We start from the raw sequence: 13,319 nt of genomic DNA, 5'->3' as shown, positions 1-13,319 counted from the left end.
CAATGCCGGCCGGTGCACGCCCCCAGGCGATGCTGGCGCGCCCGCCCACCGGCGCGGCATGGCGCAATGGCGAGCGCCGCTAAACCACCAGGAGGTTGATCAGCGCGCGCCCGCTGCGGTCGCGGTAGACGTCGAAGTCGGTGTCCACCGACAACAGATGGCGGATCTTCAGCCGGGCCTGCCGGTTGGCGACCAGCCCGTCCCGCGTCCGGACATGCCAGGCGTCGTGACGGTTCATCAGCGCCAGCAGCGGCCCGCTGTCGACGAGCACCGGGCCAGGATGCGGCCGCAGCGGCGCCGGCAGCGGTTCTTCGACGGCGATCGCCGCCGGGGCGGCGACGGCCGGCTCTGACGCCGGCATCGAGACCCGGCCGCTTGCCGGCCCAGACCTCGGCGGCGTGCTGCCGGTGCCGGCCCGCCATGTCGTCAGGACCTTCGTAGCGCCCGAAGATCTCGACGCCCAGTTCGTAGGCCGAAGGCGGCGCGGCGCCGTCGCCGGCATCCAGGTAGGCCACCAGGGCGGCGCGGAAGCTGCCGCGCCGCCCGTCTCAACCCTCGAGCTGCTTCTGGAACACCAGCCCCGCGTGCTCGCGCAGCGCGTGGAACTTGATCTTCGGCCAGTTCTCCTGCATCGCCCGCAGTTCGCCGGCGTATTCGAGCAGCACGCAGGGCGCGTCGACGGCGTCGAGCGCGACGCGGTGCGAGTTGCCGTCGATGAAGCGCTTGAGCTCACGCTCGCCGCCGTCGGCCTCGTCGCAGGTGACCCAGCGCGCGACGTTGTAGCGCGCCGGCATGATGCGCGCCTTCACGCCGTACTCGTGCTCCAGGCGGTGGGCGACGACTTCGAACTGCAGCTGGCCGACGGCGCCCAGCAGCAGCACGCTGCCGGCGACCGGGCGGAAGACCTGGATCGCGCCTTCCTCGCCGAGCTGGGTCAGGCCGGCGCGCAGCTGCTTGGTGCGCAGCGGGTCGGCCACTTCGACGGCGCGGAACATTTCCGGCGCGAAGAACGGCAGGCCGGTGAACTGCAGGCTCTCGCCTTCGGTCAGCGTGTCGCCGAGCTGCAGCACGCCGTGGTTCGGGATGCCGATGATGTCGCCGCCGAAAGCCTCCTCGAGCAGCTCGCGGCGCTGCGACAGGAAGCTCACCACCGTGTTCGGCCGCAGCTCCTTGCCCGAGCGCACGACCTTCAGCCGCATGCCGCGTTCGAAGTGGCCGCTGGCCACGCGCAGGAAGGCGATGCGGTCGCGGTGCGCCGGGTCCATGTTGGCCTGGATCTTGAAGACGACGCCGGTGAACTTGGGCTCGCCCGGCTGCACCTCGCGCTGCAGCGCCGGGCGCGGGCCCGGGGCCGGCGCCATGTCGACGAGCGCGTCCAGCACCTCGCGCACGCCGAAGTTGTTGATCGCCGAGCCGAAGAACATCGGCGTCTGGCGGCCGGCCAGGAACTCGGCCTCGTCGAAGCCCGGCGCCGCCTCGCGAACCAGCTCGACCTCGCTGGCCGCCTCCATGTAGGGGCTGCCGAAACGCTCCTCGAGCACCGGGTTGGCCAGGCCCTCGATGATCTCGTCGTCGTGCGTCGCACGCTCCTCGCCGGGCGAGAAGACACGCATCTGGTCCTTGCCCAGGTCGAGCACGCCGCCGAAGAACTTGCCCATGCCCACCGGCCAGGTGAAGGGCACGACGCTCATGCCGAGCTCGCGCTCGATCTCGTCCATCAGGTCCAGCGGCTGCCGGACCTCGCGGTCCATCTTGTTGACGAAGGTGAGGATCGGCGTGTTGCGCGCGCGGCAGACCTGCAGCAGGCGGCGCGTCTGCGGCTCGACGCCGTTGGCCGCGTCGATGACCATCAGCGCCGCGTCGACCGCGGTCAGCACGCGGTAGGTGTCTTCGGAGAAGTCCTGGTGGCCCGGGGTGTCGAGCAGGTTGATGACGCAGTCGCGGTACTCCATCTGCATCACCGACGAGGCCACCGAGATGCCACGCTGCTTCTCGATCTCCATCCAGTCGGACGTGGCGTGGCGGCTGGCTTTGCGCGCCTTCACCGAGCCGGCGATCTGGATCGCGCCCGAGAACAGCAGCAGCTTCTCGGTCAGCGTGGTCTTGCCCGCGTCGGGGTGGCTGATGATCGCGAAGGTGCGACGGCGGCGCACTTCGGACTCGATGCGGGAGGCGGTGTCGGAGGACATGGGGCGGCTCTACGGGCGGAACCGCGAATTATCGTCGGCAGGGCCGGGGAGCGGCGGAGACGGTGAGGGGCGAGTCACGCGATCACCGGCGCGAAAGACCGCGGCCGGGGCGTGCTCTGGCGGGGTCATGCCCCGGCGGGGTCAGGTCTTGCCGTTTGCACGGAAGCCCGGGGTCAGGTCTCGTGAGACCTGACCCCGACCTGGCGTTGCGCCCCTCCGAAGCCCGGAGTCAGGTCTCGTGAGACCTGACCCCGTCCTGGCGTGACCCCGTCCTGGCGTTGCGCCCCTCCGACCGTGCCGCCCGGCGGCCGTGGCCTGGCAGCCTGGCGTGTCTGCGCCCAGCAACTGCCATGCCCCGCGCTGCAGCGCGGGGCGGGAGGACTTACTCCTCGAGCAGCGAGCGCAGCATCCAGGCCGTCTGCTCGTGCACCGTCAGGCGCTGCGTCAGCAGGTCGGCGGTCGGCTCGTCGCCGGCGGCGTCGGCCAGCGGGAAGATGCTGCGTGCGGTGCGCGCCACGGCCTCGTGGCCCTCGACGAGGATCTTGACCATCTCCAGCGCCTTCGGCGGCGTGGCCGGGGCGTCGGCCACCGAGGCCAGCGCGCCGAACTGCGCGTACGAGCCCGGCGCCGGGTGGCCCAGCGAGCGGATGCGCTCGGCGATCGGGTCGACCGCGTTCCACAGCTCCGTGTACTGCGTCATGAACATCGTGTGGAGCGTGTTGAACATCGGCCCCGTGACGTTCCAGTGGAAGTTGTGCGTGGTCAGGTACAGCGTGTAGGTGTCGGCCAGCAGCTTGCTGAGGCCGGCGGTGATCGCCGCTCGGTCCTTGTCGCTGATGCCGATGTTGATCGCCGGCGCGCCGCCGGCAGCTTTTTTCTTCGCCATTCGCTCTCTCCTGAAGGGGACGGGTTCCCTGCGGACTCTACCCAAGCCGCGCGACGGCCCGGTTTCGACCCGGTCAACACGCGGGAACTCTCAGGCCACGGGCCAGATCCCGCCGGCCAGCACGGCCAGCCCGAAAGCGACGATCGCACCGCCCAGGCCCTTGCGCAGCCGCTTCATCGTGTTCATCTCGTACTCCTTGCCGCGTCCGGATAACCGGAGCGGGTGTCAGCGTACGGGCCGCGGCGGCCGCCGGCCAGTTGATCGTCTCGAAGGCGGCGATAGCGCCGCCGGGCGCCGCTACAGGCGGAACAGCTGCACCGAGCGCTTCAGCGTCTCGGTGCGCTGGTACAGCGCCTGCACCGCGCTGGCGGTCTGCTGCACCAGTTCGGCGTTGGCCTCGGTCATGCGGCCGAGCTCGTTGACCGCGCCGTTGACCTGCTCGATGCCGGCCGACTGCTCCTCGGCGGCCCGCGTGATCTGCTGGATCATCTCGCCGACACGCTGCACCTCGCCGACGGTGCGGCCGATCGTGTCGTTGGCCTCGTCCATCTGGCGCGTGCTGTCGGCGACCTGCTCGACCGACGCCATGATCAGCCCGCGCACGTCCTGCGCCGCCTTGGCGCTGCGCTGCGCCAGTGCCCGCACCTCGGCGGCGACGACGGCGAAGCCGCGGCCCTGCTCGCCGGCACGCGCCGCCTCCACCGCGGCGTTGAGCGCCAGCAGGTTGGTCTGGAACGCGATGCCCTCGATGATCTGGACGATCTCGGTCACCTTGCGCGACGAGTGCTCGATGGCCTGGATCGTGGCGCCGACACGCTCCATCGCCTGGCCGCCGTCGGTGGCCACGGCGGCCGTCTGCAGGCTCTGGCGCAGCACCTCGCCGGCGGTCGCCGCCGCGTGGCGCACCGTGCCGGCGATCTGCTCCATCGACGAGGCGGTCTTCTGCAGCGCGTCGTGCTGGGCCTCGGTGCGCTTGGACAGGTCCTCGCTGCCGCGTGCGATGCCGGCGGTGGCGCTGGCGGTTCCGGCCACCTCCTGGCGGGCGTCGCTGATCGCCGCACGCAGGTTCAGCTGGATCTGCATCAGCGCCCGCGTCAGCCCGCTGACCGGGTGCGGGTGCACGTGCGTGATCGAGGTCGTCAGGTCGCAGCCGGCGAGCTCCTGCGCAAAACGTTCGGCTTCGTCGAGGCGATGCTGGATGTGGCGGCGAAACCCATACGCCGCCAGCACGACGCCAGCCAGGCCGACGGCGGCGGCCACCGGCAGCGGCGCGGCCGAGGCCACGCCCAGCGTCAGCGCCAGCTGGACCCCCATCACCGCGGCCAGGCGTGCCGTCAGCGACATGCGGTGCACACGCCCGGGCAGGTCACGCCAGCCCAGGTAGCGCACCCGGCCGGCATGCAGGCGCAAGGTGGCGCGGCCCGACTCGCGTTCGGCGGCGATCTTCGTATACAGCGCTTCAGCGGCCAGGATCTCCTCGCGCGTGGGCTTGAGCCGCACCGACAGGTAGGCCACCGGCTTGCCGCCCTCCATCACCGGCGTGACGTTGGCGCGCACCCAGTAGTGGTCGCCGTTGCGACGCCGGTTCTTGACGATGCCGGTCCAGGGCCGGCCGCGGCCGATGGTCTGCCACAGGTCCTTGAAGGCCTCGGGCGGCACGTCGGGATGGCGGATCAGGTTGTGCGGCTGGCCGATCAGCTCCTCGTAGTCGTAGCCGCTGACCTCGACGAAGGTGCTGTTGCAGTGCGTGATGCGGCCCTGAGCGTCGGTGGTCGAGACGATCAGCGCATCGGCCGGATAGTCGTATTCCTTCTGCGTGACGGGCAGGTTGACGCGCATGGCAGGACGGTCCTCTCTGTCGATTCGGGACGTACGCGGCACACTGCGCCGCCGCGGGGCGTCGTTTGTCGAAGACTGTAGGAGGACGGCTCGCCGCGTGCCGCGCCATAAGCGGGGCGACTGGCGGACAAATCGCTCAAATTCACGCAAAGCGCGCCCGCGCGGCGCGGGCGCCCGGCGTCAGACGATCGCTCGATCAGGCCGTCAGGCGGCGCACGCCCGGCAGCTCGCTGGCGTAGATCGCGTTGCGCAGCGCGGCAATCGCCTCGTAGCGCGTGAAGGTGCGGCGCCAGACCAGCACCACGCGCCGCGTCGGCACCGGCTCGGTGAACGGGATGTAGGCCACGTGTTTGTCGGCCTCGGCGGGCAACGACAGCCGCGGCACGACGGTGACGCCCATGCCGGCGGCGACCATGTACTTGATCGTCTCCAGCGACGAGCCCTCGAAGCTCTTGCGGATGCCCTCGGCGTCGCTGGAGAAACGTGCGTACTCCGGGCAGACCTCGAGCACGTGGTCGCGGAAGCAGTGGCCGGTGCCCAGCAGCAGCATGGTCTCGGCCTTCAACTCCTCGGCGCTGACGCTGTCGCGTGCGGCCAGCGGGTGGCTGCGCGGCACCGCGGCGAGGAAGGGCTCGTCGTACAGCGGCGCCACCGCCATGCCGGTGTCCGGGAAGGGCTCGGCCATGATCGCGCAGTCGAGCTCGCCGGTGCGCAGCGACTCCAGCAGCTTGGCGGTGAAGTTCTCCTGGATCATCAGCGGCATCTGCGGCACGTGCTCGATCGCGCTGCGCACCAGGTCGGGCAGCAGGTAGGGCCCGATCGTGTAGATGACGCCCAGGCGCAGCGGGCCCGACACCGGGTCCTTGCCGCGCTTGGCGATCTCGCGGATCGCCTGCGCCTGCTCGATGACCTGCTGCGCCTGGCGCACGATCTCCTCGCCCAGCGGCGTGACGCTGACCTCGCTGGCGCCACGCTCGAAGAGCTTGACGTCGAGCTCCTCCTCCAGCTTCTTGATCGCGACGCTGAGCGTCGGCTGCGACACGAAGCAGGCCTCGGCGGCGCGGCCGAAGTGCCGTTCGCGCGCGACCGCGACGATGTACTTGAGCTCGGTGAGGGTCATGGCGCGATTGTCGCGCGCGCCTGCCCAGGCCTGAAGCCATGCGAAAAATGCATGCAAAACCAGGGTCGGCGCCAATCCCGCGCCGCGGCCCGCGGCCTACAGTGCCCCTCACCGCGCGCCCCGGTCCACGAGACCGCCGGCCGCCCGCCCTCTCCCACCAGGAAGAACCGATGCCGCAACCGCTTTCCTTCGTCCACCCGACACCGCACAGCCCCTGGGGCACCTACCTCGCGCAGGTCGACCGCGTCGTGCCCTATCTGGGCCACCTCGCGCGCTGGGTCGAGACGCTGAAGCGCCCGAAACGTGCGCTGATCGTCGACATCCCGATCGAGATGGACGACGGCCGCATCGAGCACTTCGAGGGCTACCGCGTGCAGCACAACATGTCGCGCGGCCCCGGCAAGGGCGGCGTGCGCTACCACCCCGACGTCACGCTCGAGGAAGTGATGGCGCTGTCGGCGTGGATGAGCATCAAGAACGCCGCCGTCAACCTGCCCTACGGCGGCGCCAAGGGCGGCATCCGCGTCGACCCGAAGCAGCTGACGCACAAGGAGCTGGAGCGCATGACGCGGCGCTACACCAGCGAGATCGGCTTGATCATCGGGCCGCAGCAGGACATCCCGGCGCCGGACGTGAACACCAACCCGCAGATCATGGCGTGGATGATGGACACGTACTCGATGAACACCGGCGCCACCGCGACCGGCGTCGTCACCGGCAAGCCGATCCACCTCGGCGGATCGCTGGGCCGCGTGAAGGCCACTGGCCGCGGCGTCTTCGTCACCGGGCGCGAGGCGGCCCGCCGCCTCGGGCTGGACCTGAACGGCGCGCGGGTCGCGGTGCAGGGCTTCGGCAACGTCGGCTCGTCGGCGGCGGAGCTCTTCGCCCAGGCCGGCGGGCGCATCGTCGCGGCGCAGGACCACACCGGCACCGTCGTCAACGACCACGGCCTGGACATCGCCGACCTGACGGCGCACGTGAAGGCCACCGGCGGTGTCGGCGGCTTCCGCGGCGGCGAAGCGGCCGACGGCGAGAGCTTCTGGGACGTGGCCTGCGACATCCTCGTGCCGGCGGCGCTGGAAGGCCAGATCACCGCCGCGCGCGCGCAGCGCCTGAAGGCCCGCATCGTGCTCGAAGGCGCCAACGGCCCGACGCTGCCCGACGCCGACGACATCCTCGCCGAGCGCGGCGTGCTCGTCGTGCCCGACGTGATCTGCAACGCCGGCGGCGTGACCGTCAGCTACTTCGAGTGGGTGCAGGACTTCAGCTCGTTCTTCTGGACCGAAGACGAGATCAACGTGCGCCTCGAGAAGATCATGATCGGCGCGCTGAAGCGCATCTGGGACACCGCCGACCGCCACCAGATCACGCTGCGCACCGCCACCTTCGCGGTGGCCTGCGAGCGCATCCTGATGGCGCGCGAGGAAAGAGGTCTGTATCCGTGAGCCAGGAATGTGAGCCCCCAAGCTCGCTAGCGCTCGCTACCCCCCAAGGGGGCTCGGCAGGACGCGGACGGTCCAGTGGACCGTCGGCGCCTGCCGAGCGGCCGGGCCCCTGGCCCGGCGCGGCCTGCAAGGCCGTCCGCCGACTGCCCGGCGGAGCCGGGCCGTGGCGGGAAGCTTGATCGCAGAGGACCTCGGGTGTTGCGGTCACTCGCTGACCGCGTACCCGGGCTTAACGCGGTGCACCGACGACCCGGCGAAGACGGGCCGTGGCGGGACTCAGGCGCCGGGCTCGCGGAGAAAGATCTCGACGCGGCGGTTCTTGGCGCGGCCGGCGTCGCTGCCGTTGTCGGCCACCGGCTCGCGCGAGCCGCGGCCGGCGATCTCCAGGCGGGCGGCGGGCACGCCGCGGTCTTCGAGGTAGTCGCGCACGGTGCGGGCGCGCGCCAGCGACAGCGGGTCGTTGATCGCGTCGCTGCCGGTGCTGTCGGTGTGGCCGACGATGCGCACGTGCATCGTCTGGTCCAGCCCCTTGGCGAACTGGTCGAGCACCGGGCGCAGCGAAGGCTGCAGGTCGGCGCGGCCGACGGCGAAGGACAGGTCGCTGGGCACGTTGACCTTCAGCTCGTTGTCCGGCGTGCGCGCGACGTCGATGCCGGTGCCGGCGGTGGCCTGCTCCATCGCCCGGCGCTTCTCCTCCATGCGCTTGGACCACAGGTTGCCGCCGACGGCGCCGACGACGCCGCCGATCACCGCCCCGGTGCCCGCCTTGCCGCCGGTGGCCTTGCTGATCACGGCCCCGCCGAGCGCACCGATGGCGGCCCCGGTGGCCGTGCCCTTGCTGCGTTCGTCCATGGTCTCGCAGCCGGCCAGCACCGTCACCGCCAGCGCGACGGCCACGCCACGTCCGGCCAAACGTCTTGCATTCATTCGTCTTCTCCTCGTTCGGATACGGAGCCTCGGCCACGAACTGCGACAAGGTGCGCCGCGGCAGAGGTGCTTAGGATCTTAGGTTCCGCTCCGCCCCCCGGGTTACAACCCGTTTCGACATGAGACGCCGAACCGCCCTCCTCGGTCTGGCCGCGCTGGGCGCCGCCACGGCCCGTGCTGCCGACGCCTGGCCCACGCGGCCCGTGCACCTGGTCGTGCCGACCGGGCCGGGCAGCTCGCTGGACCTGATCGCCCGCCTGCTCGGCGAACGCCTGGCAGCACGCTGGGGCCAGCCGGTCGTCGTCGACAACAAACCCGGCGCCGGCGGCATGCTCGGCGTCGACGCCGCGGCCAAGGCACGCGACGGCCACACCCTCGCACTCGGCTTCAACGGCCCGGTGGCATTCGCGCCCTTCCTCTACCGGCGCATGCCCTACGACCCGGCGCGCGACCTGCGGCCCGTCGTGATGACGACCTCGCAGCCCAACGTGCTGGCGGTCAACGCCGAGCGTGTGCCGGCGCGCACCGTGGCCGAGTTCGTCGCCTGGGCGCGCACACGCCGCGACGGCATCGCCTACTCGTCGCTGGGCAACGGCAGCTCGGCGCACCTGACGATGGAGCTGTTCCTGCACGAGGCGGGCATCGCCGGCGTGCACGTGCCCTACAACGGCTCGCCGCCGGCCGCGCTGGCGGTGGCCCAGGGCGAAGCCGAAGCGACCTTCATGGTCGCGCCGGCGCTGCTGCCGCACGCCCGCGCGAACCGCCTGCGCCTGCTGGCCGTGACCAGCGCCGAGCGCGTGCACTCGCTGCCCGAACTGCCGACGATGGCCGAAGCCGGGTATCCGGCCGTGCAGTCGCTGGCCTGGAACGGCCTGCTGGCGCCGGCCGGCACGCCCGAGGCGGTGATTGCGCGCATCGCCGCCGACGTCAACACGGTGCTGCGCGAGCCCGCGGTGCGCCAGGCGCTGGACGCGCAGGGCCTCGCGCCGGTGGGCGGCAGCGCCGCCGACTTCCGTCGTACGATCGACGCCGACATCAAGCGCTGGGGCCCGGTGATCACGCGCCTGGGCGTCCGGCTCGACTGACAAGACCCAGACCGCCATGACGACCCCGCCGCTCTCCTACGACGTCTCCGACGCCGATTTCGAAACCGCCGTCCTCGACCGTTCGCTCGACGTGCCCGTGCTGCTGGACTGCTGGGCGCCGTGGTGCGGGCCCTGCCGTTCGCTCGGCCCGATCCTCGAGAAGCTGGTGCAGGCCTACGGCGGCCGCTTCGTGCTCGCCAAGCTGAACACCGACGAGTCGCCGCAGGTCGCGCAGGCGATGGGCATCCGCAGCATCCCGCAGGTGACGCTGTTCGCCGGCGGCCGCCCGGTCGACCAGTTCATGGGCGCGCTGCCCGAAGGCCAGATCCGCGCCTTCCTCGACCGCCACCTCGGCCCGGCCGACGAGCAGCCCGAGCAAGAGCCGCAATGGGGCCCGCTGGACGAAGCCGAGGCCCTGCTCGGCGAAGGCGCGCTGGCCGAAGCCCAGGCGCTGCTGGACGCGATCCCCGAAGCCGAACGCGAGGAGCGCCACGCCAAGCTGCTGAAGCGCCTGGCGCTGGCTTCGCAAGCGCCCGCAGGCGACCCGGTGGCGCTGGCGGCGCGCATCGCCGCCAACCCGAAGGGCTTCGACGCACGTTTTGCGCTCGCCGCGCTGCACGCCCACCGCGGCGACTTCGGCTCCGCGTTCGAGCAGTTGCTGGACATCGTGCTGCGCGACAAGGCCGAGTGGCGCGAGAAGGCGCGGGTGCAGATGGTCGAGTGGTTCGAGGTCTGCCCCGACCCCGAGGTCGTCAGCCACGGCCGGCGCTACCTCGGGATGTACCTCAACTGACCCGCCCGGGAGGCCGCGAGGCCTCCCGCGCTCAGTGGCCGATCCCGGCCAGCAGTTCGGCGTTGCCGCCGGCGGCGGCGGTGTTCACCGTCAGCGTCTGCTCGGCGCAGAAGCGGTACAGGTAGTGCGGGCCGCCGGCCTTGGGGCCGGTGCCCGACATCCCTTCGCCACCGAAAGGCTGCACGCCGACGACCGCGCCGATGATGTTGCGGTTGACGTAGACGTTGCCGATGCGCGCCAAGTGCGCGATGCGTTCGGCGCGGCTGTCGATGCGCGTCTGCACACCCAGCGTCAGCCCGTAGCCCAGCGCGTTGATGCGCGCGACGAGCTGCTCGACGTCGCCGCTCCAGCGCACCAGGTGCAGCACGGGGCCGAAGATCTCCTCGCGCAGATCCTCGACGGCGCCGATCTCGAAAGCCACCGGCGCCACCAGGCGCGGCACCGCCGGGGCCGCCGGGCGCGGTGTCTCGCCGACCAGGCGCGCTTCGCGGCGCAGGCGCTCGACGTGGCGTTCCAGGTTGGCGAAAGCCTCGTCGTCGATCACCGGGCCGACGTCGGTGGCCAGCCGCGCCGGGTCGCCGAGCGAGAGTTCCTTCATCGCCCCGGCGAGCATCGTGAACACGCCGTCGGCGACGCTTTCGTGCACCGCCAGCAGGCGCAGCGCCGAGCAGCGCTGGCCGGCCGAGCGGAAGGCGCTCTGCACGACCGCGTCGACCACCTGCTCGGGCAGCGCGGTGCTGTCGACGATCATCGCGTTCAGGCCGCCGGTCTCGGCGATCAGCGGCACGATCGCGCCGTCCTTGGCCGCCAGCGTGCGGTTGATGAGCCGCGCGACCTGGGTGCTGCCGGTGAAGCAGACGCCCGCGGTGCGCGCGTCGGCCACCAGCGCGGCGCCGACGGTCTCGCCCGGGCCGTGCAGCAGCACCAGCGCGTCCTCGGGCACGCCGGCCTCGTGCAGCAGCGCGACGAAACGTTCGGCCACCGCCGGTGTCTGCTCGGCCGGCTTGGCGGCGACGGTGTTGCCGGCGACCAGCGCGGCCACCACCTGACCGGCGAAGATCGCCAGCGGGAAGTTCCACGGGCTGATGCAGACGAAGACGCCGCGGCCGTGCAGGCGCAGCGTGTTGCGCTCGCCGGTCGGGCCGGGCAGCAGTTGTTCGCCCAGCCGCGCCTCGGCCTGTTCGGCGTAGTAGCGGCAGAAGTCGGCGGCCTCGCGCACCTCGGAGACGGCGTCGCCCAGCGTCTTGTGAGCCTCCTTGACGAGCAGGCCGCAGTACTCGGGCAGGCGTGCTTCGAGCAGGTCGGCGGCGCGGCGCAGCGCGCCGGCACGCTCGGCCAGCGGGCGCGCGCTCCAGGCGCCGAAGCCGGCGGCCAGGCGCGCCATCGCGGCGGCGCTGTCCTCGGGGCGTGCCTCGGCGACGGCGGGCACGCGCGTCGCGGCGACGGCCGCCAGCAGCGGCGCACGCATCGCCTCGCAGGCCAGGTCGGCACCGGCCGAGTTGGGCCGCGCCGGGCCGTACAGCGCCGCCGGCAGCGGCAGGCCGGATTCGGCCGTGGGCGCCAGCGGCGAGGCCAGCAGCTCCTCGGGTGCCACGGCCGGGTCGGCGAGCTGGTGCACGAAGGACGAGTTGGCGCCGTTCTCCAGCAGCCGGCGCACCAGGTAGGCCAGCAGGTCGCGGTGCTCGCCGACCGGGGCGTAGACGCGGCAGGCGATGCTGCCGTCCTTCAGCACCTCGCGGTACACGCCCTCGCCCATGCCGTGCAGGCGCTGCATCTCGAAGGGCACGCCGGCGGCACGTGCCATCTGCAGGATCGCAGCGATCGTGCCGGCGTTGTGCGAGGCGAACTGCGGGTACAGCACGTCGGCGTGGCCCAGCATCGCGCGCGCGCAGGCCAGGTAGGAGATATCGGTGTGGTGCTTGTGCGTGAACACCGGGTAGGCCGGCAGGCCCAGCTCCTGGGCGCGTTTGGCCTCGCCGTCCCAGTAGGCGCCCTTGACCAGGCGGACCATGAAGCGCAGGCCATGGCGGCGCGCGATCGCGGCGACCTCGTCGATGACCGCCAGCGCCCGCGTCTGGTAGGCCTGCATCGCCAGGCCGAAGCCCTGCCACTGCGGGAAGGCGGCGGCGATGCGGTCGGCGACGGCGTCGAAGACGTCCAGCGACAGTTCCAGCCGGTCGACCTCCTCGGCGTCGATCGTCAGGTTCAGGTTGGCGGCGGCGGCGCGTTCGACCAGCGTCCAGACACGCGGCAGCAGGGTCTCGAAGACACGTTCGCGCTGCGCGTCCTCGTAACGCGAGAACAGCGCCGAGAGCTTGATCGAGATGCCGTCGCCTTCCATCGGCGGCAGCGGCCCGCGTTCGGCGCGGCCCGCGGCGATGGCGGCGATCGCGTTCTCGTAGCTGGCGAGATAACGCGCGGCGTCGGCTTCGGTGCGTGCGCCCTCGCCCAGCATGTCGTAGCTGAAGCGCAGCATCGGTTGCGCCTTGCGCTGCGCCGCGGCTTCCTTCATCGCCTCGTCGATGCTGCGGCCGAGCACGAACTGGCGGCCCAGCAGCTGGATCGCGCGCACGGTGGCGGCGACGACGGTGCGTGCGCCCAGGCGCTGCATCAGGCCGGCCGGCTGCTCGGCGCCGGGCAGGAACTTCTTCGACAGCGCGATCGCGCTCGCCGACAGGCTGGCCAGCATCTTGTGCGGGCCTTCGTCGCCGCTGCCGTCGAAGTCGGCGCGGCCGAGCTGGTCGGCGGTCAGCGCGACGGCGGTCTCGGCGTCGGGCACACGCAGCAGCGCTTCGGCCAGACGCATCAGCGCCAGGCCTTCGGCACTGGAGATCGGGTACTCGCGCAGCAGCGACTCCATCGCCCAGAACGGCGCCGGGTTGGCGCGCACCTGCTCGACCCAGGGCTTGGCGGTCTCGATCACACGCGGCCAGTCGAGCGCGCCCTGCAGCGACGCCAGCGCGGCGGTGATGGCCTCGGACTCGGGGCGGTACGGGAACGGCAGGCGTTCACGCGGCGGCGGGACGGGCATGGGG

10 protein-coding genes are annotated in these 13,319 nt (G+C 71.8%); 3 read left to right on the top strand and 7 right to left on the bottom strand.

The window, feature by feature from the left end; all coding sequences use genetic code 11:
• Positions 1–79 precede the first annotated feature (79 nt).
• The 5 genes from LOC65_RS08505 to LOC65_RS08485 all read right to left on the bottom strand — a co-directional run bounded on the left by LOC65_RS08505 (position 80) and on the right by LOC65_RS08485 (position 6,034).
• The gene (locus LOC65_RS08505; protein WP_230247201.1) at positions 80–361 is read right to left on the bottom strand and encodes a hypothetical protein; all 282 of its coding nucleotides are present in this window, start codon (positions 359–361) and stop codon (positions 80–82) included.
• A gap of 187 nt (positions 362–548) precedes the next feature.
• The gene (locus LOC65_RS08500) at positions 549–2,189 is read right to left on the bottom strand and encodes a peptide chain release factor 3 (protein ID WP_009856265.1); all 1,641 of its coding nucleotides are present in this window, start codon (positions 2,187–2,189) and stop codon (positions 549–551) included.
• A gap of 382 nt (positions 2,190–2,571) precedes the next feature.
• Complete coding sequence (locus LOC65_RS08495) at positions 2,572–3,075, bottom strand: Dps family protein (RefSeq protein ID WP_009856264.1); 504 nt, start codon at positions 3,073–3,075, stop codon at positions 2,572–2,574.
• Positions 3,076–3,372: 297 nt separating this feature from the next.
• A complete protein-coding gene (locus tag LOC65_RS08490) occupies positions 3,373–4,914 on the bottom strand; it encodes a PAS domain-containing methyl-accepting chemotaxis protein (protein ID WP_230247200.1) in 1,542 nt (513 codons plus the stop codon).
• 196 nt (positions 4,915–5,110) lie between these two features.
• Positions 5,111–6,034, bottom strand: a complete 924-nt coding sequence (locus LOC65_RS08485; protein WP_230247199.1) for a LysR substrate-binding domain-containing protein — start codon at positions 6,032–6,034, stop codon at positions 5,111–5,113.
• A gap of 170 nt (positions 6,035–6,204) precedes the next feature.
• Here LOC65_RS08485 and LOC65_RS08480 point away from each other — a divergent pair, with 170 nt between their 5' ends.
• Positions 6,205–7,479 carry a Glu/Leu/Phe/Val dehydrogenase gene (locus LOC65_RS08480; RefSeq protein ID WP_230247198.1) on the top strand — a complete coding sequence of 425 codons (1,275 nt, stop codon included), beginning with the start codon at positions 6,205–6,207 and terminating at the stop codon, positions 7,477–7,479.
• Positions 7,480–7,755: 276 nt separating this feature from the next.
• Here the strand turns inward: LOC65_RS08480 and LOC65_RS08475 are convergent, their stop codons facing one another.
• On the bottom strand, positions 7,756–8,406 hold the full coding sequence (locus tag LOC65_RS08475) for an OmpA family protein (protein WP_230247197.1): 651 nt from the start codon (positions 8,404–8,406) through the stop codon (positions 7,756–7,758).
• A gap of 119 nt (positions 8,407–8,525) precedes the next feature.
• On the opposite strand from LOC65_RS08475, the gene LOC65_RS08470 reads away from it, so the two are divergent.
• On the top strand, positions 8,526–9,491 hold the full coding sequence (locus LOC65_RS08470; RefSeq protein WP_164962440.1) for a tripartite tricarboxylate transporter substrate binding protein: 966 nt from the start codon (positions 8,526–8,528) through the stop codon (positions 9,489–9,491).
• 16 nt (positions 9,492–9,507) lie between these two features.
• Positions 9,508–10,284 carry a tetratricopeptide repeat protein gene (locus LOC65_RS08465; RefSeq protein ID WP_230247196.1) on the top strand — a complete coding sequence of 259 codons (777 nt, stop codon included), beginning with the start codon at positions 9,508–9,510 and terminating at the stop codon, positions 10,282–10,284.
• 31 nt (positions 10,285–10,315) lie between these two features.
• Here the strand turns inward: LOC65_RS08465 and LOC65_RS08460 are convergent, their stop codons facing one another.
• Positions 10,316–13,315 carry an L-glutamate gamma-semialdehyde dehydrogenase gene (locus LOC65_RS08460; protein WP_230247195.1) on the bottom strand — a complete coding sequence of 1,000 codons (3,000 nt, stop codon included), beginning with the start codon at positions 13,313–13,315 and terminating at the stop codon, positions 10,316–10,318.
• Positions 13,316–13,319: the final 4 nt, after the last annotated feature.

The organism is Rubrivivax sp. JA1055 (genome assembly GCF_020966565.1).
Lineage (GTDB): Bacteria > Pseudomonadota > Gammaproteobacteria > Burkholderiales > Burkholderiaceae_C > Rubrivivax > Rubrivivax benzoatilyticus.
This window is presented reverse-complemented; position numbering and strand designations above follow the sequence as displayed.